The 25033-nt window shown below is 40.9% G+C and carries 24 protein-coding genes; 15 read left to right on the plus strand and 9 right to left on the minus strand.

Annotated elements, in window-relative coordinates:
* Positions 1 to 42 precede the first annotated feature (42 nt).
* The 3 genes from N8A86_RS08555 to N8A86_RS08565 are packed head-to-tail and all read left to right on the plus strand — an operon-like array spanning position 43 to position 2752.
* Positions 43 to 201: a hypothetical protein gene (locus tag N8A86_RS08555; protein WP_273568663.1), complete on the plus strand. Its 159-nt coding sequence runs from the start codon at positions 43 to 45 to the stop codon at positions 199 to 201.
* Entirely contained in the window at positions 198 to 1718 is a 1521-nt protein-coding gene (locus N8A86_RS08560; protein ID WP_430682197.1) for a LysM peptidoglycan-binding domain-containing protein, read from the plus strand. Before N8A86_RS08555 ends, N8A86_RS08560 begins: the two co-directional genes overlap by 4 nt.
* A 14-nt stretch (positions 1719 to 1732) precedes the next feature.
* Positions 1733 to 2752, plus strand: a complete 1020-nt coding sequence (locus tag N8A86_RS08565) for a DUF4837 family protein (RefSeq protein WP_273568665.1) — start codon at positions 1733 to 1735, stop codon at positions 2750 to 2752.
* Between the two features lie 69 nt (positions 2753 to 2821).
* Here the strand turns inward: N8A86_RS08565 and N8A86_RS21540 are convergent, their stop codons facing one another.
* From N8A86_RS21540 to N8A86_RS08585, 5 genes are all read right to left on the minus strand, one after another.
* On the minus strand, positions 2822 to 2992 hold the full coding sequence (locus N8A86_RS21540; protein ID WP_337251780.1) for a DUF6747 family protein: 171 nt from the start codon (positions 2990 to 2992) through the stop codon (positions 2822 to 2824).
* A 257-nt stretch (positions 2993 to 3249) separates the two neighbouring features.
* On the minus strand, positions 3250 to 3420 hold the full coding sequence (locus tag N8A86_RS08570; protein ID WP_273568666.1) for a DUF6747 family protein: 171 nt from the start codon (positions 3418 to 3420) through the stop codon (positions 3250 to 3252).
* Between the two features lie 245 nt (positions 3421 to 3665).
* Positions 3666 to 4316 carry an OmpA family protein gene (locus tag N8A86_RS08575; protein ID WP_273568667.1) on the minus strand — a complete coding sequence of 217 codons (651 nt, stop codon included), beginning with the start codon at positions 4314 to 4316 and terminating at the stop codon, positions 3666 to 3668.
* A 17-nt stretch (positions 4317 to 4333) separates the two neighbouring features.
* Complete coding sequence (locus N8A86_RS08580; protein WP_273568668.1) at positions 4334 to 6232, minus strand: TolB-like translocation protein; 1899 nt, start codon at positions 6230 to 6232, stop codon at positions 4334 to 4336.
* Positions 6233 to 6527: 295 nt separating this feature from the next.
* The gene (locus tag N8A86_RS08585) at positions 6528 to 6710 is read right to left on the minus strand and encodes a Sec-independent protein translocase subunit TatA/TatB (protein WP_273568669.1); all 183 of its coding nucleotides are present in this window, start codon (positions 6708 to 6710) and stop codon (positions 6528 to 6530) included.
* A gap of 199 nt (positions 6711 to 6909) precedes the next feature.
* On the opposite strand from N8A86_RS08585, the gene N8A86_RS08590 reads away from it, so the two are divergent.
* From N8A86_RS08590 to N8A86_RS08635, 10 genes are all read left to right on the plus strand, one after another.
* Positions 6910 to 7779, plus strand: coding sequence for a M23 family metallopeptidase (locus N8A86_RS08590; protein WP_273568670.1), 870 nt, complete (start codon positions 6910 to 6912; stop codon positions 7777 to 7779).
* Between the two features lie 5 nt (positions 7780 to 7784).
* On the plus strand, positions 7785 to 9284 hold the full coding sequence (locus N8A86_RS08595; RefSeq protein ID WP_273568671.1) for a GH3 auxin-responsive promoter family protein: 1500 nt from the start codon (positions 7785 to 7787) through the stop codon (positions 9282 to 9284).
* Between the two features lie 30 nt (positions 9285 to 9314).
* On the plus strand, positions 9315 to 11000 hold the full coding sequence (locus tag N8A86_RS08600) for a DUF6909 family protein (protein ID WP_273568672.1): 1686 nt from the start codon (positions 9315 to 9317) through the stop codon (positions 10998 to 11000).
* Positions 11001 to 11002: 2 nt separating this feature from the next.
* Positions 11003 to 12010, plus strand: coding sequence for a GumC domain-containing protein (locus tag N8A86_RS08605; RefSeq protein WP_273568673.1), 1008 nt, complete (start codon positions 11003 to 11005; stop codon positions 12008 to 12010).
* Between the two features lie 36 nt (positions 12011 to 12046).
* Positions 12047 to 13090 carry a dTDP-glucose 4,6-dehydratase gene (gene rfbB, locus N8A86_RS08610; protein ID WP_273568674.1) on the plus strand — a complete coding sequence of 348 codons (1044 nt, stop codon included), beginning with the start codon at positions 12047 to 12049 and terminating at the stop codon, positions 13088 to 13090.
* Positions 13091 to 13186: 96 nt separating this feature from the next.
* Complete coding sequence (gene rfbA, locus N8A86_RS08615; protein ID WP_273568675.1) at positions 13187 to 14056, plus strand: glucose-1-phosphate thymidylyltransferase RfbA; 870 nt, start codon at positions 13187 to 13189, stop codon at positions 14054 to 14056.
* Entirely contained in the window at positions 14053 to 14598 is a 546-nt protein-coding gene (gene rfbC / locus N8A86_RS08620) for a dTDP-4-dehydrorhamnose 3,5-epimerase (protein WP_273568676.1), read from the plus strand. Before rfbA ends, rfbC begins: the two co-directional genes overlap by 4 nt.
* On the plus strand, positions 14595 to 15449 hold the full coding sequence (gene rfbD, locus N8A86_RS08625) for a dTDP-4-dehydrorhamnose reductase (RefSeq protein WP_273568677.1): 855 nt from the start codon (positions 14595 to 14597) through the stop codon (positions 15447 to 15449). The genes rfbC and rfbD overlap by 4 nt, the downstream gene beginning before the upstream one ends.
* Before the next feature lie 18 nt (positions 15450 to 15467).
* Positions 15468 to 15902: a hypothetical protein gene (locus N8A86_RS08630; RefSeq protein ID WP_273568678.1), complete on the plus strand. Its 435-nt coding sequence runs from the start codon at positions 15468 to 15470 to the stop codon at positions 15900 to 15902.
* Positions 15836 to 17155, plus strand: a complete 1320-nt coding sequence (locus N8A86_RS08635) for a class I SAM-dependent methyltransferase (protein WP_273568679.1) — start codon at positions 15836 to 15838, stop codon at positions 17153 to 17155. The genes N8A86_RS08630 and N8A86_RS08635 overlap by 67 nt, the downstream gene beginning before the upstream one ends.
* Before the next feature lie 47 nt (positions 17156 to 17202).
* Here N8A86_RS08635 and N8A86_RS08640 read toward each other — a convergent pair whose 3' ends face one another.
* Positions 17203 to 17928 (minus strand): class I SAM-dependent methyltransferase, encoded by a 726-nt coding sequence (locus tag N8A86_RS08640; RefSeq protein ID WP_273568680.1) that lies wholly within the window; start codon positions 17926 to 17928, stop codon positions 17203 to 17205.
* A 254-nt stretch (positions 17929 to 18182) separates the two neighbouring features.
* On the opposite strand from N8A86_RS08640, the gene N8A86_RS08645 reads away from it, so the two are divergent.
* Positions 18183 to 19118: a ComEC/Rec2 family competence protein gene (locus tag N8A86_RS08645; protein WP_273568681.1), complete on the plus strand. Its 936-nt coding sequence runs from the start codon at positions 18183 to 18185 to the stop codon at positions 19116 to 19118.
* A gap of 228 nt (positions 19119 to 19346) precedes the next feature.
* On the plus strand, positions 19347 to 20762 hold the full coding sequence (locus N8A86_RS08650) for an oligosaccharide flippase family protein (protein WP_273568682.1): 1416 nt from the start codon (positions 19347 to 19349) through the stop codon (positions 20760 to 20762).
* 75 nt (positions 20763 to 20837) lie between these two features.
* Here N8A86_RS08650 and N8A86_RS08655 read toward each other — a convergent pair whose 3' ends face one another.
* The 3 genes from N8A86_RS08655 to wecB form a co-directional block, all read right to left on the minus strand.
* Positions 20838 to 22040: an interleukin-like EMT inducer domain-containing protein gene (locus tag N8A86_RS08655; RefSeq protein WP_273568683.1), complete on the minus strand. Its 1203-nt coding sequence runs from the start codon at positions 22038 to 22040 to the stop codon at positions 20838 to 20840.
* Between the two features lie 2 nt (positions 22041 to 22042).
* Positions 22043 to 23794, minus strand: coding sequence for an LTA synthase family protein (locus N8A86_RS08660; RefSeq protein ID WP_273568684.1), 1752 nt, complete (start codon positions 23792 to 23794; stop codon positions 22043 to 22045).
* 99 nt (positions 23795 to 23893) lie between these two features.
* Complete coding sequence (gene wecB / locus N8A86_RS08665) at positions 23894 to 25027, minus strand: non-hydrolyzing UDP-N-acetylglucosamine 2-epimerase (RefSeq protein ID WP_273568685.1); 1134 nt, start codon at positions 25025 to 25027, stop codon at positions 23894 to 23896.
* Positions 25028 to 25033: the final 6 nt, after the last annotated feature.

Consider the following 25033-nt stretch of genomic DNA (forward strand, 5'->3'; position numbering starts at 1 on the left):
AAGACGATTTTAGTTGTCCGCGTTTAAAAATTGATAAGTCCCATGAAATCCATAACAAATAGGTTCTTTCCATTCTTCATTTTTATTTTCGTCGTCGTGCCAATATTCGGACAGCAGAACGATTCTATTCCCGTATCCATTATCAAGAAAAAGACCTCGCGATTACCACTTCACAAATCGATACGACCGAAATGGACATGAAGGGTGTGGAGCAGATGGAACTCATGGATGCCGAATCAGACTTGGAAGACAACCCTTTAGTATTTTCCGCAAAAGACAGTAAAGCCGAATATAATCTGAAGGATCATCCCTTGGCCGCAAAATATGATAGCCTTTGGATGAAAGAATTATATGAGGCCGCGGCATTGTACGATGAAATGTACGACGAGGTCACGACCCTTGATCCTGAAAAAGAACTGAAAGACGATGAAGACTATGTGTACGACCTACCTGTCGACACTTTGAAGGCAAGGCTTGCGAAATTGAACCAGAAAACACCATTCAATATTGCTTATAATCCTTCTTTGGAAAATGTAATCAAATCATTTTTGACACGTAAGAGGGGTTTAATGGAGCGTATGTTGACCATAAGCCAGTTTTATTTTCCGCTATTTGAGCAGACCCTTGATAATCATGACATTCCTTTGGAAATGAAATACCTGTCCATTGTGGAGTCTGCTTTGAATCCTAAAGCTCGCTCTCGGGTCGGTGCCACCGGCCTTTGGCAATTTATGTACGGTACGGGCCGTGAATTGAAATTGGAAATCAACAGTTATGTAGATGAACGCAGTGACCCGATAAAGTCGACCGAGGCCGCCAGTAAATACCTCAATCGATTATATGGAATTTACGAGGATTGGGATTTGGCCCTAGCTGCCTACAATTCAGGCCCGGGCAATGTTAACAAGGCGATACGAAGGTCGGGAGGATACAAGAACTACTGGAATATTCGTCGAAATCTACCTAGGGAGACAGCTGGATACGTGCCTGCTTTTTTCGCCACCATGTATTTGTTCGAATATGCCGAAGAACACGATTTGAAAGGTAAAAAAGTGGACCGCCCTTTCTTTGAGACCGATACGATCCATGTAAAAAGCTTGATTACTTTCGACCAAATTTCAAAACTTGCCGGAATCAGCGTGGAAGAATTAAAGGTGTTGAACCCATCCTATAAATTGAACGTAATACCTTTTGTGGAAGGCAAACCACATACTTTGAGACTTCCAAAGGATGTCATGGGGAAATTTGTTGCCAACGAAGTTCAAATTTATGCATTCGTCAAAAAAGAGTTGGAAAGTAAAGAAAGTCCGTTGCCGCAATTGGTAAAACAGGCTGAGGCGGAGCGAATTCGTTATCGGGTACGAAGCGGTGATTTCCTGGGTAAAATAGCTGCGCGATACGGAGTTCGGGTAAGCCAAATCAAACAATGGAATGGTCTACGCAGTAACAATCTTCGTATTGGGCAACGGTTGACCATATATCCTAGAAACCGTGGCGGTGGCACTAGCGTGGCAAAAACAAAAGTGTCTTCAACCCCAGTTAAACAGACCTTTTCGAAGGATGCCAAGATACATACGGTACAGAGTGGAGACTCACTTTGGACGATTTCTAGAAAATATCCAGGAATTACTGTCGATAATTTACGAGAATGGAACGGTATTAGTGGTAGTAAGCTACAGCCGGGTACAAAATTAAAGTTGTGCGACTGTTCATCGTAAAAGACTAAAACCATATGAAATCGAGACACTTAAGAACACTTTCATTTTTGCTTTTCTTAGCAATACTCTTTACAACTTGTAAGGACGGAAAAAAAGTAAATTATAAACCTACCTCCATCGGTGCGGTAAATTCACTGGCCGTTGTTATGGACAACGAGCTCTGGAAGGGCAAAGTTGGCGATAAGGTCAGGGAACATTTTGCGGCTACAGTAGTAGGTCTAACATGGGAAGAACCCTTATTTTCCATAAATCATATGCCTACCCAGGTTTTTCAGGATCGATCCAGAAACACAAGAAATATTTTGTACGTTCAGAAAGATTCTGTGGATGTCGCGCACATTAAGACAGACATGTACGCCCTACCTCAAAAAGTCGGGGTAATAAAAGGTAGGACCGAAGAGGAAATCATCGAAAATGTAGAGTCCAAGGCGGATGAATTTATTAATGCCTTTAAAAATTTGGAACTAACAGTTACCCAAAAAAACTTTTTGAAGTCATTGAACAAAGAAACGGTATTGCAAGAAAAGTTCGGCATTTCATTGAACCTGCCTTCGATTTATAGAATCGATGTTCAAAAAGATAATTTCGTTTGGATCGAGCGTCAGATTCAAAAAGGCACTGCCAGTATCATTGCGTACGAAATGGCAGGAGACTATTTCAAGAACGATTCTACCCTAGTAAAAGATATCGTCAGAATGCGCGATTCGATCGGGGCAACCTATGTCCCCGGACCGGATGTACCGAACAAGACTACCCACATGCGCACCGAACCTGCTTTTTCGCCTTCAGTCTTTCCTACGGAAATCGACGGAAAGGAAGCAATCGAGGTAAAAGGCATTTGGGACATCAAGAACTACCCCATGGCAGGCCCTTTCTTGACCTACATTATCAAGGATAAGGAAAATGACAGAATATTGGTTCTCGAAGGCTTTGTATTTGCCCCAGCAACGAATAAACGCGACGATATTTTTCAACTTGAGGCGATTATGAAGACAGTTAGGTTCAGCGCTACAAAAAGGCAACAATTTAATTAGTAATCTATTCAATGTAAAAAAGCATCCCATTTTTATGGGATGCTTTTCATATTCAGAGCTTATTTCTTATCAATCGAATGCGAAACCTGTCGATATTCGAAATACGAGTGCGTATAACGCAATCGCCAATAGGAAAAAACAAAACCAAGAGAACGCCTTAAAATATTTTTTAAGAAAGAGATTCCCTAAGTTTTTAAATGCTTCAAAATAGATTTCTTTTACGAGTAGTATTTTCTTCATACGTTCAACATTTTAATAGTTAAGGTACAAAGTTGACAGAATAAAACTAGATGGTATAATTAATCGGGCGAACTGTGTATAATATAGATTAGTGAATGCACGTCTTTTTATTACTCTTTCAATAGCACACTAATCCGTTAAAAAACAACATAAAAGTAATACTTGGATAATGGCAAAGAGAATCTGGCTCTTTTGCAAATAAAAACGCCTTAAGAGTACTCTTAAGGCGTTTCGTTGGTAAGGCCGGTTGTTTCTTTTTAATCAAAGGCAAAGCCCGTGGCAAGTCTAAAAATGAAGGCATACAGCACGATTAAAAAAGCTGTGAAGCAGAACCAAGAAAATGCCTTGAAATAAGACTTTATAAGATAGTGACCAAGGTTTCTGAAAGCCTCTAGGTAGATTTCTTTGATAAGTAGGGTTGTTTTCATGATTTGGGATTTTTAATTAAACACGTCTACTATATTAAACGTGTAATCGGATAAACAGGTATTTCTCCGACCGTCTTTGTTGTGTAAGGGCCTTACGGTGTTGTGGAATGTTATTTTTTGTTGTCAAAACAAATAGTTTCTTACAATTGTAGGATAAATTTACACTCGAGGTAAGCCCACCCAAACAAAAAACCGCTGTCCTTAAAAAGACAGCGGTTTCGCAAGTTGGTTTGTTTACTTCTGGTCTACATCTTCACAATGATGAATTCAGAGCGTCGGTTGAGATAATGTTTTTGTTCCGTACAGGCCACTGTGCCATCACATTCATTCAACAATCGTTCTTCCCCGTACCCAGTGGCGCTTTCGATACGTTCCGGGGCAATACCCTGTTTAATAATATAGTCACGAGTAGACTTGGCCCTGCTATCAGACAGGTAGCGGTTATAGGCTTTTTTACCTCGTGAATCGGTATGTGATTCGATTTTAATGACCATATCAGGATATTCGTTCATCACTTTTACCAGCTTATCGAGTTCTTCGGCCGCATCCGTTCTTATATTATACTTGTCAAAATCGAAATGAATCATTTCCGTTTTCAGCTTCTTGATTCCATCCTCTATGGCGATCATTTCTTCAAGACGTTTCATAGAAATATCGATAGTGGTTGTATCGTTTTGGGTGGTGATCACCTCTTGTAGGTTGTCAAAGAATTTGTCTTTAACGGTTTTAATAGTATATTTTGTATCATCGTCTAGATCCTCGAAGATGAAATTTCCATCATCATCGGTTACAACCTCTTTCAATTTGATGTTGTTTTTATCCAACAATTGAACAAGAGCTTGGGGCATTATATCGCCTGTAATCAATTCGGTCACGACCCCAGCTATGGCATTCATGTTTGTTGGAACTTCCTCTACAACCAATCTTTTGAACGAATAAATATCATCATCCCCTTTACCGCCTGCCCTATTGGAGGCAAAAATCCCTTTTGGGTCTCTTCGTCTACGATATATGAAAAATCGTCCAAATTACTATTGACGGGTCGGCCTACGTTGACTACCTCTTGGAAACCCTCTTCATCATCATAAGCTACTTCAAAAACATCCAATCCGCCAAGACCTGTGTGTCCGTTTGAAGAGAAATATAACTTCTTATCATTTATAAAGGGAAACATTTCCTTTTTTTCGGTATTGATTTCGGGGCCTAAATTTCTGGCTTCTGAGAAAGAGCCACCTTCAAGCACATCGACGACAAAAATATCGGTCTCGCCAATGCTTCCCGGCATATCGGAAACAAAATAAAGTTGTTTGCCGTCAGGGCTCAGGGCAGGATGTCCTGTTGAATAATCATCGCTATTGAAGGGTACTTCCTCCGCCTCTGACCATTCTCCATCAACTTTCGTAGATCGATATATTTTGAGGTGGTTCACACCATTTTTGTCCCTTTTCAATTTCTTGCCATAATTGTTTCTCGTGAAATACATGGTGCTATTATCGGGAGAAAACGTTACCGAAGCCTCATGGTACTTGGTGTTTATTTTTTTAGAGAACTTCAATGCATCTTTCAGGTCTTGCGATTCTTCGTTGATTTTGGCAACATAAAGATCCAAGTAGGGTTGATCGTTCCATTTATACCGCCTGGTATTAAAAAAGGAAGAATCTCTTGCCGAAGCGAATACTACTTGATTTGAATCTAAGAACATCGGCGAGAAATCAGAATATTCGGTGTTGACAGCCATGTTCTTGATATCGAAGTTCTTCTCGGTACTCAAAATATTATCCAGTACCATTTCGGTAGCGGTTGCGTCATTATCGTCGATATTGCTGACATCTCCGTTTTTTGTTTTACGATTGTACAAGCGCATCAATCGCTTGGCCCGGGCATATTTGCCAGTTCCTTTTAAGGTGTGGGCATATTTGAAGACATTGTCGGCCGACATGTCCTTTCCGTATTTATCGTATAAAATATCATACCATTGGTACGCCTTTTCCATATTGGTATTGAAATAATGGGCATCACCAACCTTTTGGATTATCTCATAGGAATAATTTTTTTCGTTTTTTTGCAGTGCCTGCTCATAGAGTTCGGCGGCTTCTGCATACCACATTTTGTCAAAGTAATGGTCGGCTTTTTGAACCAACTTACTTTTGCTGGCAGTATCGCTAATGGTAACGATCGATGTAGTCTCTTTGTCAAGGTCGTCCATGACGTCATAGGTGGTTTTATCCTTAACCTTGTTTTCAGAAACTATATCTTCTGAAAGATTTGGGGAATCGGAAGCCCTAGTCGGGTCTTCGAATTCTTGATCCATATTGCCCACTTTCAAAATCCAGACATCTTCCTCATAATTTCCATCAAGATCTGATATACAGGCGTCGATTGCCGCTCTCCATCCTTTACTATGTTTTAGATAGAGGTAGTTTAAGCCGTTATCCGGCTTGTTGATTACTCCGGAATCAAAGCCTTTCTTCTTAAATTTTTTGACAGTTTTGTCCAGACGTTTTCCACCTTTGCTATAGACTCCGGCGATAACATAGTATCCGCTATCGGCTCCTTCGAATGTCTCAAACGAACGATTGGGGATGTTGTTGGCCTTGGCCTCTTCTTCGAAGGTCTTATCTTTTTCAACGAATTCTTGTGTACTGTAGTTCGTTACGATTGTATTTGAAGAATCGGTTATATCATCGTTCACGAAACTATTGCCATCGTCTTGTGCCTGCATTGCAAAAAGACCCATCGAGAGCAATAGTGCGTAAGTTGTGATGCGTTTTTTCATTTGGATTATAGAATAGAAATCTTGGGTTTTGTTCATAAAAAACAAGATTTACATGATGGATAACTATAGGTTATTTACACCTTACAAACGTCGAAAATACTTCAACCGGTGCGATCCAAATATTATTTGTTGTGAAAAAGGCTATTTATGTCGTGTAGGTCTATTTTAAAGGGGTAAGATTCAATAGACGGTGGGAGATATTTGACAGTTCAGAAGAAATTTTTGATCTGAAAGGCAGATAATAAACAGAAAGACCAAACGGTACTAAAACTTGAAGATTTAAAAAAAGTCCGTATTTACGGACTTTGAGTAATTTATAAATTGGACTTTTTTAATCTTTCTTCTCTTCGATTTTCTCATCCTCTTTAGAGGCATCCTTAAATTCTTTGATACCGCTGCCAAGACCGCGCATAAGTTCAGGAATTTTTTTACCTCCGAACAAGAGAAGTACGACCATTACGACAATGGCAATCTGCCAAGGCCCTATTGCTAAAAATGTATGTAAAATTGCCATAGTTTATATTTTAATGGATAACAAATGTACTAAAAAAGTAATTACCATCCTGTTAATAGTAACGTAAGGTCTTTATTTTAATTGCTTGGGGCAAAGATTGTTTACATAGTGTTTTGCCCTTTACCACAATTAGTTAAGGCCATTATAAATTTTACAAGAAGGGTATCATAATTCAATAGCATGTTTATCTTTGTTTATTATGGCCAAAAAGGTAAAGAAAAGGAAGGAAATCAAAAGGAAACTTTTGCACAAGTATCGCTTGGTCATTCTCAATGAAAGTACTTTTGAAGAGAAGATTTCCTTTAAGTTGAGCCGTCTGAATGTTTTTGTGACAGGTTCATTATGCATTATCGGCCTTATCGGCCTTACCATTCTTTTGATAGCTTTTACCCCACTTCGCGAGTACATACCGGGATATTCATCAACAAAATTAAAAAGACAGGCTACGGAACTTACTTATAAAACGGATTCTTTGGTAAGGACTTTGGATTATACCAATCGTTACTTAGATAATATTCGTATGGTACTTCGGGGCGATATCGAGAACAATACCGTAAATCGTGATTCGCTTTTCGAACAGTACAAATTAGATCCTTCGACAGTAGACCTAACTCCTATCAAAGAGGATTCTTTGCTCAGGGCCGAGGTAGCTCTTGAAGACAAGTATAATCTCTTCGAACGTAATTTGGAGAAGGCCGAGGTTGTGTTCTTTCCCCCAGTCAGTGGTATCATCACACAGAATTATGATGCGGATAAACGCCATTATGCCGTTGACGTGGTCGCACCTAAGGATACTCCCGTAAAGGCCGCGGCAAACGGCATGGTAATTTTTTCCGAATGGACTTCGGAAACGGGATATGTCATCATCTTAAAACACAAAGATGGCCTGCTCAGCGCGTATAAACACAACGGCTCTTTGAACAAAGAACAAGGCGATATCGTTAGGGCCGGCGAGGTCATCGCTTCTGTCGGAAACACGGGAGAGCTGACGACAGGCCCGCATCTACATTTTGAACTTTGGGATAATGGCACCCCTGTGAATCCACTTGATTTCATCGATTTTAAATAGACCGTATGTCCCTAAAATCTTTTGCGGCCAGAATTTTTGCACGGCAAATTTCAAAAAAGACCGCAAAATGGGTCAAAGACCCCATAAGAACGCAAGAGCGGGTCTTTCAAAACTTGGTACACTCGGCCATCCATACGCAATTTGGGAAAGATCATAATTTCGAAGGGATAAGAACATATTCCGATTTTATAAAAAACGTTCCCGTGCGAGATTATGAAGAGCTCAAAATCTATGTGGAGAAGGTCGTCGAAGGAAATGAGAATGTGCTCTGGCCTGGGAAACCTCTTTATTTTGCAAAAACTTCGGGAACTACCTCTGGGGCCAAATACATTCCTATAACCGAAGAATCCATAAAACATCAGGTCGAGGCTTCTCGAAATGCGATTTTGAACTACATCCATGAGACGGGCAATGCCGATTTTGTGGACGGGAAGATGATTTTTTTGCAGGGAAGTCCTGAAATGCAGGAAAAAAACGGAATCAAATTAGGAAGGCTCTCGGGTATCTCTGCGCATTATGTTCCTAACTATTTACAAAAAAATAGACTCCCGAGTTGGGAGACCAACTGTATTGAAGATTGGGAAACCAAAGTGGATTCGATCGTCGATGAAACAATGAACGAGAACATGACGGTTATTGCCGGTATACCTTCATGGGTGCAGATGTATTTTGAAAAATTAACCGCTAGGACCGACAAAAAGGTTGGCGAATTGTTCCCAAAATTCCAATTGTTCATCTACGGCGGGGTCAATTATGAACCTTATCGCGAGAAATTCGAGCGACTGATCGGCCGAAAAGTGGCTAGTATCGAACTGTTTCCGGCTAGCGAAGGCTTTTTTGCCTATCAAGACTCCCAAAAAGAAAAGGGAATGCTCTTGCTTTTGGATTCAGGAGTATTCTACGAATTCATAAAAGCCGATGAATTCTTTGAGGAAGCACCGAATCGCCTGACGATTAAAGATGTAGAAATTGGCGTGAACTACGTGATGATTATCTCCACCAACGCTGGACTATGGGCCTATAATTTAGGAGATACCGTTCAGTTTATTTCTGTAAATCCCTTTAAAATAATTGTTTCCGGTAGGATCAAACATTTTATTTCCGCCTTTGGCGAACATGTAATCGCCAAAGAGGTCGAGTCGGCCATGCAAGAAGCCATTATTCAAACAGATGCGCAGGTCAACGAATTTACCGTTGCGCCACAAATAACTCCCGAAAACAATGAATTGCCCTATCATGAATGGCTTATAGAGTTTGAAAAGCAACCGACCGATATGTCAAAGTTCATCCAAACGTTGGATGAAACATTACAACAGCAGAATAGTTACTATTTCGACCTTATCGATGGCAAAATACTTCAAACGCTAAAAGTGACTCCCATCAAGGTGGGCGGCTTCCAAGAGTATATGAAATCGATAGGAAAATTGGGAGGTCAAAATAAGGTACAGCGTTTGGCCAACGACCGAAAGGTCGCCGATGTTCTCGCTAACTTCAAGAATAAATAATTTTAGTCGTAATTTTGTAGGAAACCACTAATGGGTAAAACAACCACTACAACAAGGGCGCAAGAATCTACCAATGCTATCGAACGGCTGTACATCACCATGCGCCATTTGTTCAATCGCGGATTCTATAAGCCTACCGGGGTCTCCGGAGAATCCATAAAAAATGCCCTCCTGCAACTACGCCCTGAAATCTATGGCTCGATTGCTGAAGAAAAATCGGAATTGAACGGATTGATATATGTTTTGGAACGCCTGCCCGAAGGTATCGAACAATGCCGATATATTAATCTAACCTCCGATGAAGGGTATAGCAAATCACATTTTCAGCCCATTATTCCTCCAAAACGAAGAAGAAACTGCTATCGCATTGACGACGAGCAGATGAATATTGAAATTACAAGAGGACGATCGGACATTTACGATATCTTGACGCATTTGACATTTCTCTTTGTCGAATCTCAAAAAATATGTAAAAAAGTACTGATAGAAGATACCGACAAGACCATTCGCGATTGGACGAAGTTGGAGGCCGCCGTAAAGAAAACAAAGCTCACCCAGGCGGAGAAAGAGGTTGCCTTGATCCATACCGCAAATATTTTAGGCAGGTCGTTCGAAGAGATTATCGAGGTGTATGGAAAATTCGCAACAAAAAAGAATCCTGATCGGTTTCTTCAAGTGATTTATTGGCTTGGCAAATTGGCCATAGAAGAAGAGGTTACCGGCGAAAAACGCGTAATAACTTTCAGTGCCGTACTTCGCGAACGTTTGGGCCATCATATTCATGGCGAAAGGTGGGCGAACACCATTAAAGAAATGCTAGTGAAACGAGGCCTATTAAAGCGACCTATTCATATCATAAGTGCCAATATGCACAGTGTAATGAATTCCCTTTTTGCGAAAAATGCGCTGAGTAAGGAATTTCCTGAAAATGGAAATCTTGAAATATATGAAGCGTTAAGCTCCAACAGCAATATGAGCCTGCGGCAGAAGGTAATCACGGTCGCCAAAAAGAACGGTATGATTGCCATCGATGATAAATCGGGTACGAATATCGATGTGCAGTTGTTCGATTTAGCCAAAATGGGTGATGATGCTTGTTGTTATGAACTTCCACCCGACCTTCGTGATGATGAAAAACCTGTTATCTTTGTGATGGACTATGCATTTGGCGAACAGGCGTACGAGACGATCGACGAATTTTTAAAACCTTATAAAGTCAAGAAAAACAAGGATGTTTTTCTCAATATAGCATCCATATCCATTATGGGAAAGGCAGGAATTTTGGAAGGCGGTAAAGGCGATTTGATGATTCCATCCGCCCATATTTTCGAGGGCACGGCCGATAATTATCCTTTTACCAACGAACTCTGTGCTGCCGATTTCGAAGGGCATGGTTTACAAGTCTTCGAAGGAACCATGGTATCGGTTTTGGGCACCTCTTTACAGAACAAGGATATTCTGAAATTTTTCCATCAATCGACCTGGAATGTCATCGGGCTCGAAATGGAAGGCGTTCATTACCAAAAGGCCATTCAATCGGCTTCCAAAATACGCAAGAGCATCAGTGAAGATGTAAAAGTACGGTATGCCTATTATGCTTCTGATAATCCGCTGGAAACAGGGAGTACTTTGGCATCTGGCGGCTTAGGCACCACCGGAGTAAAGCCAACATATCTGATTACCGATAAAATATTGGATCAAATTTTCAAATCATAACTATGGACAACCAACCGCAGAAACCATCCCAAACATCGGAAGAAATCGATTTGGGACAATTGTTCCAAATGTTCAGAAGAGGGCTGAACCGCATTTTCAGGGGTATTTTGCGTATTTTTCTATACCTCAAGAAAAATGCCCTCATCTTGGGATCTTTGATACTTTTGGGTCTGGCTATAGGGTATCTTCTGAACGTATTCGTCGACAAAAAGCTTAAAAGCGAGGTTATTGTAATGCCCAATTTCGAAAGCAAGGATTATTTGTACGATGTTGTCGAAGAAATACAGTCGAATATTCAAAATAAAGACACCCTATTTTTCAACACAATGGATATTGACATTAACGGACTTCGAGCCTTCGAAATAACTATCGAACCCATCGATGATGAAGAGGAGGATCAAGAAAAAATAAAGATGGCCAATGACTATTTGGAAATCTTAAAAGATTTCGAGGATAATGATTTTGTGCTCGACGTAGTCAAAACCGAACTTTTGAAGAAGACGATACTTACCCATCGCATTACATTTTCACATAAAAACCCCGTCATGGGTGAGGAATACGTTTCGAAAATTTTGGAATATATCAATGACAACCCTTATTTTAAGGAATTCAAGAAAGTCGCAATTCAAAACGCCAAGCTCCGAATCGATAAAAACACCGAACTTATTCGACAGGTAGACGACATCGTCATGAACTTCAATAAAAAACTGGCGACCAGTGGCGATTCGGGAAGTCGTGATGGCATTATCTTGCTGGAAACCGAAAGAGGGCTGAACCTACCTGCTTTATTGCAATTAAAGAACGAACTGACCAAAGAGATAGAACAAAAACAATTAGAGCTGGTAGAGCACAAAGATGCCATCAACATCGTCAACCAAGGAAAGACGCAGATTGTTAAAAAACAATTTTTGAACAAAAGTCTTTTGTGGCTTCCCGCCATATTCGTAGGCTTGTTTTTCGCATGGTCACTAGTACTTTTCTTAAACCGAAAGGCGAAAGAAATTATCTAAAATACCGATTGGAACATAAATAGAAATGTATACCACATGAACATTTTAATTACGGGGGGTGCTGGTTTTATTGGTTCTCATGTTGTTCGTAGATTTGTAACAAACTATCCAGGGTACTATATTTACAATTTGGACGCCTTGACCTATGCGGGCAATCTAGAGAATCTAAGGGATGTCGAAGATGCACCGAACTATACGTTTATAAAGGGTGATATCGTTGATGCTAATTTTGTCAATTCGCTTTTCGATAAACATAAATTCGAAGGGGTCATCCATTTGGCGGCAGAATCGCACGTAGACCGTTCGATTACGGATCCCTTGGCATTTGTTCGTACGAACATCATCGGCACGGTAAATTTACTGAACGCCGCGCGCGATCTTTGGAAAGACAATGCGGATTCCAAACGTTTTTATCATATTAGTACCGATGAGGTCTATGGCTCATTGGGTGCCGAAGGTCTTTTTACCGAAACGACTTCGTACGACCCTAATTCTCCGTACTCAGCTTCCAAAGCAAGTTCAGATCATTTTGTAAGGGCATACGGAGAAACTTATGGTCTTCCGTACGTGCTAACGAATTGTTCTAACAATTATGGTCCGAACCACTTTCCTGAAAAATTGATTCCCTTATTTATAAACAACATTATTGAAAACAAGCCCTTGCCGGTGTATGGCGATGGAAAATATACTCGCGATTGGCTCTTTGTGGAAGACCATGCCTTAGCGATAGATTTGGTCTTCCATAAGGGGAAAAACCACGAGACCTATAACATCGGTGGTTTTAATGAGTGGCAGAATATCGATCTGGTAAAATTGTTATGTGATTTGATGGATAAAAAATTAGGAAGGGATAAAGGAACCTCCGAGAAACTTATAATCTATGTGAAAGATCGCCCAGGGCATGATTTACGATACGCTATCGACGCAAGTAAAATAAATAAGGAGCTTGGCTGGAAACCATCGGTAACTTTTGAGCAAGGCTTGGAACTAACTATCGATTGGTATCTATCAAATGAAGAATGGCTCAAGAATGTCACATCGGGAGATTATCAGGCGTATTACGAAAAAATGTATAATTGACCACGTCAGGGCGAGCCACCAAGCAATCTGTTGAATATACCTAAAAGTTGAACAGATGGGATTACAAACACTCGCAATGACACATAAAAACAAGTCATGAAAGGAATTATACTTGCAGGAGGCTCTGGAACGCGCTTACACCCTTTGACCCTTTCGGTCAGTAAACAACTGATGCCGATTTACGACAAACCTATGATTTACTATCCCCTGTCAACCCTAATGTATGCAGGCATACGTGAAATATTGATCATATCCACTCCGAAAGACCTTCCCTTGTTCAAAGATTTATTAGGTGATGGCGCTAAATTTGGTTGTTCATTTTCGTACGCCGTACAAGAAGCACCCAATGGACTCGCTGAGGCTTTTATCATCGGTGCGGATTTTATTGGAGAGGATAAAGTGGCCCTGATTTTAGGGGATAATATTTTTTATGGTTCTGGGTTGGCGAAATTGCTTCAATCCAATAATGACCCAGATGGCGGGGTGATTTATGCGTATCGTGTCCATGACCCTGAACGTTATGGTGTGGTCGAATTTAATGAAGATGGAAAAGCTATTAGCATCGAAGAGAAACCGGTAGAACCAAAATCGAATTATGCGGTGCCGGGTATCTATTTTTATGATAACGATGTGGTCGGGATTGCCCAAAATATTAAGCCCAGTCATAGGGGAGAATTAGAAATCACCGATGTCAATAAGGTTTATCTTGAAAAAGGAAAACTCAGCGTCAGTATTCTAGATCGTGGAACCGCTTGGTTAGATACCGGTACATTTCAGTCCCTCATGCAAGCCTCGCAATTTGTTGAGGTTATTGAAGAGCGTCAAGGACTTAAAATCGGGGCCATCGAAGCTGCCGCTTATGAAATGGGTTATATTGATAAAGATGAATTCAAGAAGTTGGCCGAACCCTTGATGAAAAGCGGGTATGGTAAAAACCTACTTGGAATTTTAAACAAACATCAATGACCGAAACGGAAACGCAACTTAAGGGTTGCTTTGTTTTAGAGCCAACTATCTTTTCCGATGAGCGGGGCTATTTCATGGAGTCGTTCAATGCAGCAAGATTTAATAAATTAGTCGGTCAGGATGTTCATTTTGTACAAGACAACCAGTCTCTATCTTCAAAAGGGGTATTGCGTGGGCTCCATTACCAAGTGGGTGAACATGCACAGGCCAAGTTGGTCCGGGTCCTGCGCGGTAAGGTGCTCGATGTCGCCGTAGACCTTCGTAAAGACTCGCCCACCCATGGCCAATATGAGGCCATAGAATTAAGTGCTGATAACAAAAAACAACTTTTTATACCAAAAGGTTTTGCCCATGGATTTGTAGTGCTCAGCGAAACGGCCGAGTTCTTCTACAAATGCGATAATTATTATAACAAGGAGGCAGAAGGCGGAATTATCTATAACGACCCCATCTTGAATATCGACTGGAAACTAGCAGAAGAACAGTTAATCGTTTCCGAAAAAGACCGCATTTTGCCCACTTTCGAAAATGCGAGAGGATGAAAAAAGTTTTGGTAACCGGCGGAAACGGGCAATTGGCCTCTTGTATTAAAGACATTGATAAGACAGCCGAGGCGTATGAATTTATCTATGTCGACCTTCCTGAACTGGATATTACGGACAATGCGCAAGTCCGAGGCTTTTTCAATGCAAATGAACTATCCTACTGTGTAAACTGCGCCGCCTATACCGCTGTCGATAATGCCGAATCGGAACAACAGTTAGCGACATCGGTGAACGTATTGGGAGCAAAAAACTTGGCAGAGGCGTGCAAAGCATATGGTGCGGTCATGTTTCAGATTTCCACCGATTTTGTGTTCGATGGAAGACAGGGGCAAGTATATGCCGAGAACGACCCTACAAACCCACTTGGGGTATACGGACTGACCAAATTACAAGGAGAACAGGCGGTAGCCGATACCTTGAAAGCACATTTTATTTTACGAACGTCGTGGTTGTATTCCGAACACGGGCATAATTTCGTAAAGACGATGCTGCGGTTAGGGGCTGAGCGTGATACCCTGAATGTGGTGGGCGACCAAATTGGTACACCTACCTATGCAGGTGACTTGGCGCATTTGATTTTGCAACTCATTAGCCAAGAAAGCGATGGGTATGGCACGTACCATTACAGTAATGAAGGTGTCGCTAGTTGGTACGATTTTGCCAAGGCTATTTTCGATTTAGCAAAATTGGATTGTAACGTGTTGCCCATTCTTACAGAAGCCTATCCCACCCCAGCCAAAAGGCCTGCGTTTAGTGTGATGGATAAATCGAAGATCAAAGATAAATACAGAGTGCAAATCCCATATTGGCGCGAAAGCCTCGGCCGGGTTATCCAAAAATTAATATAGTCTAAACCAACCAAACGGATGAAATTAAGCGAATTAAAATATGATGAAAAAAGTCGGGTTTATATAAATCCTGAAAAGGTTATCGACTATAGTGATGGAGAAGAAAATGAGCAATATGTTCTAGATTGCCTTCGAAGTGCCGAGGATACTTCCATATTTTCTAAAGATCTTTTAAAGTCTATCAAAGACTGGCCAAGTGAATACCATTTCACAACGTATAGGCCGAATATTGTAAGACCTTTCAAAATTAAAAAAGGCCAAAAGGTATTGGAAATTGGCGCTGGCACAGGTGCGATAACACGATATTTGGGTGAAACCGGGGCCGATATCATCGCCGTTGAAGGGGGTTGCCACGGGCCAAGTGTATCGCCGAAAGATGTCGAGATTTGCAGAACGTCAAGGTTGTCTGCAGTAATGTTGAAGATGTTGAATTCGAGGAAAAATTTGACATAATCACACTAATCGGAGTTTTTGAATATACCGCCAAATATTCAAGCCACAAAAATCCCTTTCACGATGCATTAAAGAATTATGGGGATTTGCTAAAGCCTAATGGATCGCTGATCATTGCAATAGAGAACAAATTGGGATTAAAATATTTTTCAGGATATAACGAAGATCATTTTGGCCAACCTTATTTTGGCATTGAAGATAGATATGGCGCCAAGGATATTACAACCTTCGGTTATGAAGAAATCAAGGAAATGTTGGGTAACAGTGGTTATAAATCGGTTAAATTCCTTTTTCCATTCCCTGATTATAAAATACCTAAGGCGGTAATTACGGATAAAGGCGTTGAGAATAAGAAATTCAATGAGTCTGATTTAATACGGCTTACGAAGGAAAGACATTATGGAACTCGGCCTAAGGCCAATCTTCTAAATGAGTATCTTGCTTGGAAAGTGATTGCTGAAAATAAGTTGGTAAAAGACGTATCCAATTCATTTCTGATAGTGGCATGTAAAAATGGAGAAACCGAATTGATTAGCGATTCGGTTTTGGCGGAGTTTTATACTTGCGCTCGTTTCGAACCTTACAATACGGCTACTACATTCGAAGAAATTGAGCTCGAAAATATTGTAGTAAAAAAGAATACTCTTGGTAATAAAGAACAGCCTGAAAACAGAAACGATCTTGTACACAAATTCAAAAGTGAAACTGATTATATATCAGGACAGAACTTACATCACATAATTACGGAGACACTACTCAAAAATCGGTTTACGGAATATGAAAACCTAATGAAGCAATGGGCCACTTATATAACAACAAATACAGTGTTGAGCAAAGGGGACGGTTTGGTAAAACCAGAATATTTTGATGCACTTCCACGTAATTTTATAGTAGATAAGAACAATAACCTGCATCTCTTTGATCAAGAATGGACAATAAACCGACCATTTGATGTTACATTTTTATTGGTAAGATATTTGAGTGAGTATCGAAGAAAGAAGGGTATGTACTCAGGTTATGCTTCTAACTTTCTGGGTTTCGTGAATAAAACTCTAAATACATGTGGCTTAAGTCCGGTTTCCGGAAAAAGGCTGAATGAGATAATGAAGGAGGATGAAGAAATAAGGAGTAAAATACATCGACCGGGCGGTATTGCATCAAGGAAGGTTTTAAAGTCGTTTATTCAATTGTTTCTGAAGATGGCGAAGGATGTGAAAAGCTATATTTACTATGATATGTTTGCTCAGCGTTAGTAAAGCTTTGAGAATTTGGGAGCTTCCTGTCCTTCACCCCGAATGGATTAAATGTATTGCAAATGCACAGTTTTCCTCCCCAAAACAATATGCTCACGGCTTTCACAAGTCTGCAACACCTTGATATTAAAATGTTCCATCATTTGCGTCAAAAGACCGACATCAAAAACATGATGGTGCAGGGCCCTATTTTCAGGGTTTTTTAAAGACCGTTCCTTAAACTGTTCGGGTGTACCGGCCGGGGGATCTAGGCTGAGGTCATGAAGTTTTAAAATCTCATCGAGATGGGTCATATCGTCCTCGCCCATATTGCTTTTATAATCCTCCAAAAGATGTGAAAATGTTGTCACAGGGCGATAATGGTCAAAATTATAGGCCTTGTTGGGCAAGGCGAGCAATAAGAGTCCGCCTTTATTGACGACACGTACCCATTCTTCCAAAGCTTTCATCGGGTTGGCCACATGTTCGAGGCAATTCGAGGAAATGACGAAATCGTACTTGCCATCTGGAATTTCATTCAGATCGGTCGCTTCCGAAATGTACTGAATACCGGTTTTGCCTTTATGCCACGTATAGCTTTCCCCATCTTCGATAGTGCCTTCCCAAAGGGTCGTATTGGAGAAGTTGCAGCCATCAAGTCCGTAGATGACTTTGTACAAAGGCACAAAACCATCGTTCCGGAAAAGACCACTGGGGCCGCCGATTTCGAGTCCGGTTTTGCCTGAAAAAAGTTGATGAGTGTTTTCCAAGTTGGGTATGCGTTGGGGATTCATTTTAGAAACCCCTTTTTTAACGACATAGCCTACTCCTTTTCCTGTAAGACCTTGATGAGTTTACCCAGTGTTGACATCGTGTTTGTACATATTGGTTGGCGCAAAGATACAATTGCAAGTTTATTTTAAGGGTTTTCAAACCAGCCTTTTCTATTGTAGATGGAAAGTACTACGGGTAGCTTTGTGTATCTTTGAATAGTATTGGATAGAATATGGCTTTGATAATGATGGATAGTAAAAAAACGCCCTTGAGGATGGCGTCATGTTCTCGGAATTCCGTTAATCCTGTTGTTTTTCTTTTTCTTCTCCTTCTATTTTCATGTTCGAATTCAGAAACTGAACGGTCTTCCCTAAAAATCAAAAACTTTCCCGAACGAACCCACGACTTTTCGCTATGGCAATTGGAACCTTTTTATGAAGAGGTTCAAATGGCCTACATTCTTAAAACCGATGATGAAAATATTGTGGTCATCGATGGGGGCGGCATCATCAGTGCACCTATTTTGGAGCGGTATCTAGAAGAGTTGGGTGGCACAGTACACACGTGGATTTTATCACACCCTCATTTGGATCATATCGGAGCGTTCTTGGAGATTCTCAAAAACGACGAAATTCAAATAGACCAGGTCGTCCATGTGCCTTTGCCCGAAGATTGGGTGCAGCAAAATGAAGCGGTAAATTATGATTTGGTGAGGGAATACAATAGGACCGTACATGCGTCAAATACGCAGATAGCCTCCATGAAAGTGGGCGATACACTATTTTTAGGGGACGGGGTAAAAATGAACGTATTGGGTGCTTTTAATGAGCAAATCAAGCAAAATGCAATAAACAATTCATCACTGGTGTTTACCATAAAAAGTGCCTCTAAATCAATATTGTTTTTGGGCGACCTCGGACTCCAAGGAGGAAAATTCATACTAAAGGAAACTGAACCAACGGCATTGAAAGCTGACTACGTACAAATGGCACACCACGGCCAGCATGGAGTAGACAAGACATTTTATGAAGCTGTAAATGCCGATTACGCCCTGTGGCCCACCCCGAAATGGCTTTGGGAAAACCGGGCCGATGGGCGCGACTATAATACCGGAAATTTTATGACCTTTGAAACACGCCTCTGGATGGAAGAACTTGGAATCAAGACCAACTATGTATCCGGTCTAGATGGCACCGTGCAGATTGATTGAATTCTTGTGAGGCCAGAGAAGTTTAGGAGAAAAGTTTATAGTTTATGAGTTTATTAAATAGGGGTAGTTCAGGTTTGCAGTGGGTAGTAAAGAAGTATAGTGAATAAGTTCAGCCGCAAAGAACACCCATAACCTCGTACTTCTAATTTCGCATTTCGTACTTTTCAGACCACAAATCAAGAACCTATCACACTGAGCGCAGTCGAAGTGCAAAACCAAAACCCATAAATGCCAACCGTATCAAAGAACATCTTCTGGTCTACCCTTACTTCGGCCCTCCAGCTCTACACCGGAAGCGTCGTTTTTATCGTCTTGGCCAAGCTGATGGATTTAGAGGAATTCGGAATCCTTAGTTTTGGATTTTCATTGGCCGCACTGGTCGCCATCGCCGCCGATTTTGGGTTTTCCCTGATGATTATGAAAGATTATCCCCAACAGAAAATCGGGGAGCACAACAGCTATATCTCGAACAGCTTGATGGCTAAACTGGTGTTGTCGCTAGGCAGTGCCGTTCTATTCTTTATTTATCTCTTCCTTTTTTATGATGGTGATTGGCTTTTGGTCGGGTGTATCTACACCTTTATTGCGATCGCTCAATCGTTTGTCAGTTATCTTCAGGCACTTTTACGGGTCGAAAACCGGTTTCACAAATACACTGAGACGGTCGGCATCTATGCTTTTGTAGTTACCCTTTGTGTTTTGGCCTATTGGCAATTCGAAATGCAGCTTTTACAGCTTGTTTGGTACTTGTTGGCCTGTCGGATGGTACAGTTGGGGTGGACGCTTTATTTGAACCGTGTGACGCTAAAAGGGTTTTCTTTCAACAAAAAGAAGATAGCAAAGCTTTTGGGCAACAGTTGGTCTTTCGGTTTGCATATGCTTTTGGGTATTTTTTATTTTATGGTAGACACCCAAATTATTTCATTGTATTTGGGTGCCGAGGAAGTTGCACTGTACCAATCGGTATTTCGAATTATATTGATTCTATTGATGTTTTCCGATATAGTCTCCAGCGTTTTGTTGCCGTACCTTTCCTTTAAATATCATAAACAGGAGGATATCTCCCAACATGTATCGAAAATCTTTTTGTACCTCTTGATTATCGGGTGTTCTTTGTTCTTGCTTTTTACTTCTTTTGATAGTGAGATTCTTGAAATACTGTATACGCCTGAATATGTAAGTGCGGCAATTTTGGTATTGCCTTTTTCGATTGTCATCATCTTAAGGACAGTTTCCTCATTATTGGGCAATATTTTGACCATTTCGAACAAGCAGGCCTATCGAGTACTTACCGTCGGGGTTTCTTTGATTGTTAGCCTTGTACTCAACCTCATTTTAATCCCCAAATACGGAATAGAATCCGCCGCTTGGGTCAGTGTCATCGTACATCTGGTACTTTTTGGCATGTATTTTTACTATAGTAAACAAGAAATACCCGCCATCGGCCTTTTTGAAGTGAACACACTTCTCGTTTTATCCGCCTCCATATTACTGTATTTTGCGGTACGATACGGTACTGCCGGAAATCTCGCCCTAATTCTTGGGTGTGCCGTTGTATGGCTCGCATTCGTGTTTTGGATTATGAAGCGTAACGGGAATCTTGCGTTTTTACAACAGATACTTCGTGAGAAGGGGGTTGGATAAGTTTTGTAGATATCACAACATAAATATTGGAAAGATTTAAAGCTCCCCTCCTGGAATCAGGAGGGGAATCTAAAATCATTTTTTATTTTGGATCAAAAACCCAATCATCGGCGTACATGCCGTACACCATACCGATTTCATTTTCCAGAACATATTTTTCGTCCTTGCCAGGTTCCACATTAACTTGATATACATAGACCTTGATACCATTTCCCCCAAAATATCGAACAGGGCCTTTTGAGCGGGAATATTGGCTCTTGGCACGGCCACTCCGGCGACATTATGTTTTTTTAGGTACTCAAGCTTATCCCCTTTTATCTTGCTTAAAGGCAGCGCCGAGATCAAGGTGCCGATGTCAGCTTTTGAAGCTTCTTCGACCGCTTCCAACGTGAACAATTCCATGAGTACTCGTTCCTTGTTTACAAATTGTTTAGAAAATGCGGTGGGTTTATTGACTTTGTCCGTTATCAAGATAGCATCTAGGTGTTCTTTGAACCACGTATTAATATCGTCCATAGCCATAGGTGTATATTTTCCATAGATCTTATGGGACAGGAATTCGGCTCGGGTAACAGGCAGTTCTCCTTTATAGTTGGTCTGCGTCGCCCAATGTTTCCAATCATGGGTAGCTACAAAATGACCATCTTTCGTTTCACTGATATCCAATTCGAACAAACGGAATCCCTTCTTATAATTAAAATCCAAGGCCTCTTTTGAATTGGTATATTTGAGGTTGTCGATGCTTCCTCCGGCGTGGGCTATAAAACGATCATTATCCTTTAGGTACTCCGAAGTCGGTTTTGAAAAATAAGTCGTGTTATTCGAAATATTTTTTGGATAAGCCATATCCACAGCAATCGAAAGGTCATCGGTCTTTTCGATAGGCTCCTCTTGAAGATTATGAAATATGTATGCTTCGCGGTTTTCCAGATTGCTCAATTCGGAAAACCCCATATCCTCAAGTTTATCGGAAAAGGCTTCCAATGCCTTATGGGCCGAATCGTGTGCAAAAATAATATACTGAACATTATTTTTTTTCAACTCCTTGAGTAAGGTAACAAATTCATCAGTTTCAACGGCATTTCCGTAGGTATCGAAAGTTTTTAATTCATACTTCTTGTGCGTATTTAGTACCACAACAGTAAGTCCTCTTTGTGAAATTTTCACGGTGTTTTCCCCGATACTGAAACTACTTTGGCTTTTAGCATTGTAACTATTGCTGACCACGCGGATAAAATCCTCTTGTTGGGTCAAGGCTATTTCTTGTAGCAGGTCCATGTCTACTCTTTCAAAACTGACTTTGGAACCCCCTTTTTTGTAATTCCGAAATTAGGTTTGGTCTTTAAGGAAGCATAGATAGCTCCTGTCGAAGTAAAAATATCAAGATAAGGCGATTCAGGAAGGTCTTTCAAGATGTCCTCGAAAGCTACTGGAAGATGATCGAACGGTCGCATCTGATCGTCGAATAAAATTCGATGGCAATTTGGTCCTGAAGGAAGTTTACCTGTTGCAACAGATATACCGTCATTGTTTTTAGCTATGAAAGAATTTGAGGCTTTATCAATTTCCACTGTAATTCCATCCTTGCAATTGAAAGTTTTTAAAGCCGCATCGTTCAAGCGTAAGATATCGGCATTGTGCTTGTTTAAAAAAGCGTTTTTATCCCCTTCAGGAATGAAATCCGTCAAAAATTTGACATTATGTTGAATCTGTGCTCCTTCTAAAACGGTTTTGGCCAAGTCTATTTGCGTAATCGGTTTGTCCTCTGGGTTCGAAATAGTTTTTGGATCCGCATTGGTCAATAAAAAGAGTGAACGTTCGTCAAAGTTTGAAATGACAGGAGAAGTATTACCCATTAAAAGATGATCCGGGAAAATATAGAAAATGGTATTGGAAAGCATACCTTCACTTTCTAAAAAAGCAACTAAATCGCCCACAAAATAATCTGTAGCCGAAGCCATAAATTCCAGATTGGTAGTTTGTGGGGGCAAGACTTCTTCCAATCGTTTATCTAGCACCCCATTCGGAAAATGTGTCGAAATCGAGGATAAGAATAAAGCAAATGGTCGGTCTGAACCCTTTTTCTTTTTCAATTCTTTCTTGAACTCTTCAAAAAGGTCTTTGTCATGAATGCCCCAGACCAATTTTTCGTACGGAGTCTCAAAATCCTTTTCCGATTTTACCGAAAAGCCAAATGTTTTTAACATGTCTTCTATGCCGGAGTATTCCTTGTTCCCTATAAAATATTGGATATCATAGTCGGCACTTTTTAAAACATCCGCCAAGGTCGTAAGCTTGTTCTCATAATTGTTCTGGAACACGCTGTTGCCATGAAGCCCGAAAAATGCAGGTACACCTGAGATAAAAGTATACAAAGAAGCAGAAGTCCAACCACCTGCTGGGGACTGTAGCATATCGTACAATGCCCCCTCGTTTGCCAGACGTGTCATATTGGGTGTAAGATGGCCAAGCTTTTTCCCTAAGTATCCTTTTTCAAAAGATTCTAGTGATAATACCACGATATTTTTTCCTGGACTGGCCTTGATCTCGCTTTTTGAGACATAATCGTCTGGGTCGATTTCCAAGGCGGAAAGTGCATCTTCGAAGGTAGCGCTCCCCGCAAATTTTAACCGTAACGTATCATAGGCGTTGTTAATGATCCCCCCATTGAAACTCATGGCGATCAAACCTATTGCGAACGCTGCAAGAGGTATGATTTTCATGGAAAACCTGCTTTGTATCACTTTTGATACCACATGAATCGTCAACGTAGAAAGTAGCAAGGCCAAAATAATGTATAACAACTCAGCACCAAAAAACTCGGAAACCGATGTGGCATCGGTCAGACTGAAATTCTCATAGAATCGGTAATCGGCAACATTCCCTGTAAGGATTACAGAACTGAATTGTACAGCAAAGAGTATCCCAAAAACGGCTGAAATAGCAAAAGCAAGAATTTTATTGGCAATAGGGATAAGAGTCCTTACGGCAATAAGTACGGCCAACAAACAAGCCAATTGAAAAATAGCCATAACAAAGAATAGAAATTATTTTATTAATCGATATTTAAGATTTAAATGCTCCAAGACCTGCCCGATTTCGTCATTCAGGCGGGCTTGTCCCGAGGTAATTTACTTCCCCCAAACTACTCGATTTATATAATCCACATACGACAAGATGATGCGTACAACTTTCTTGCTTACGTTGGGCATGGCATAATCGGCAACAAGTCGAAACGAACGTTCTGGGTCTCTTTTTTGAGCTTCCAGGGCCACCAAACCTTGTAAAATACGTTCAGGATTCATGCCGACCATCATGACGGATGCCTCTTCCATAGCTTCGGGCCGTTCGTGTGCTTCTCGGATATTCAAGGCCCTAAAGTTCAGTATCGATGATTCTTCGGAAATGGTGCCACTATCGGAGAGTACGGCGAAAGAATGGAGCTGCAGGGCATTGTAATCGGTAAAACCCATAGGTTTCATAAACTGGATCAATTCATGGGTCTTCAACCCTTTTGAGTCCAACATTTTTTGCGTGCGCGGGTGGGTCGAAACGATTATGGGGTACTTGTATTTTTCCGCGATTTGATTCAGGGAGGTAATGAGTCCCTTAAAGTTTTTCGGGTCGCTGATATTTTCTTCACGATGGGAGGAGACCACAAAATATTCCTCACTTTTCAAGTTGAGGTCTTCGAGAATGGTAGACTTTTTTATTTTTTCCTTGAATTGGCCCAATACTTCGAACATTGGGCTTCCGGTTTTGATGATACGGTCGGCAGGTAGACCTTCGCGAAGTAGATATTCACGGGCGATGTCGCTGTAAGTGAGATTGACATCTGAAATATGGTCTACGATTTTTCGGTTGGTCTCTTCGGGCACCCGCTGGTCAAAACAACGATTCCCCGCTTCCATATGAAAAATCGGGATTTTCCTCTTCTTGGCAGGAATAGCGCAAAGGCATGAATTGGTATCTCCCAAGACCAAAAATGCATCCGGATTTATTTCCTCCAGCAGTGGATCAATTTTTATCAGGATGTTCCCCACCGTCTCGGTGGCATTTTTGCCCGCTGCATTTAGAAAATGGTCAGGCTTACGAATGCCCAGGTCATCAAAGAATATTTCATTGAGTTCATAGTCATAGTTCTGACCGGTATGTACCAAAGTATGGTCGATGGCATCGTTTTTGTCCAGAGCGTTCAAAACGCAGGCAAGCCGAATGATCTCGGGCCTTGTGCCTACAACGGTCATTACTTTTAGTTTTTTCAAAATATA

It is taken from the genome of Maribacter halichondriae, assembly GCF_027474825.1.
GTDB lineage: Bacteria > Bacteroidota > Bacteroidia > Flavobacteriales > Flavobacteriaceae > Meishania > Meishania halichondriae.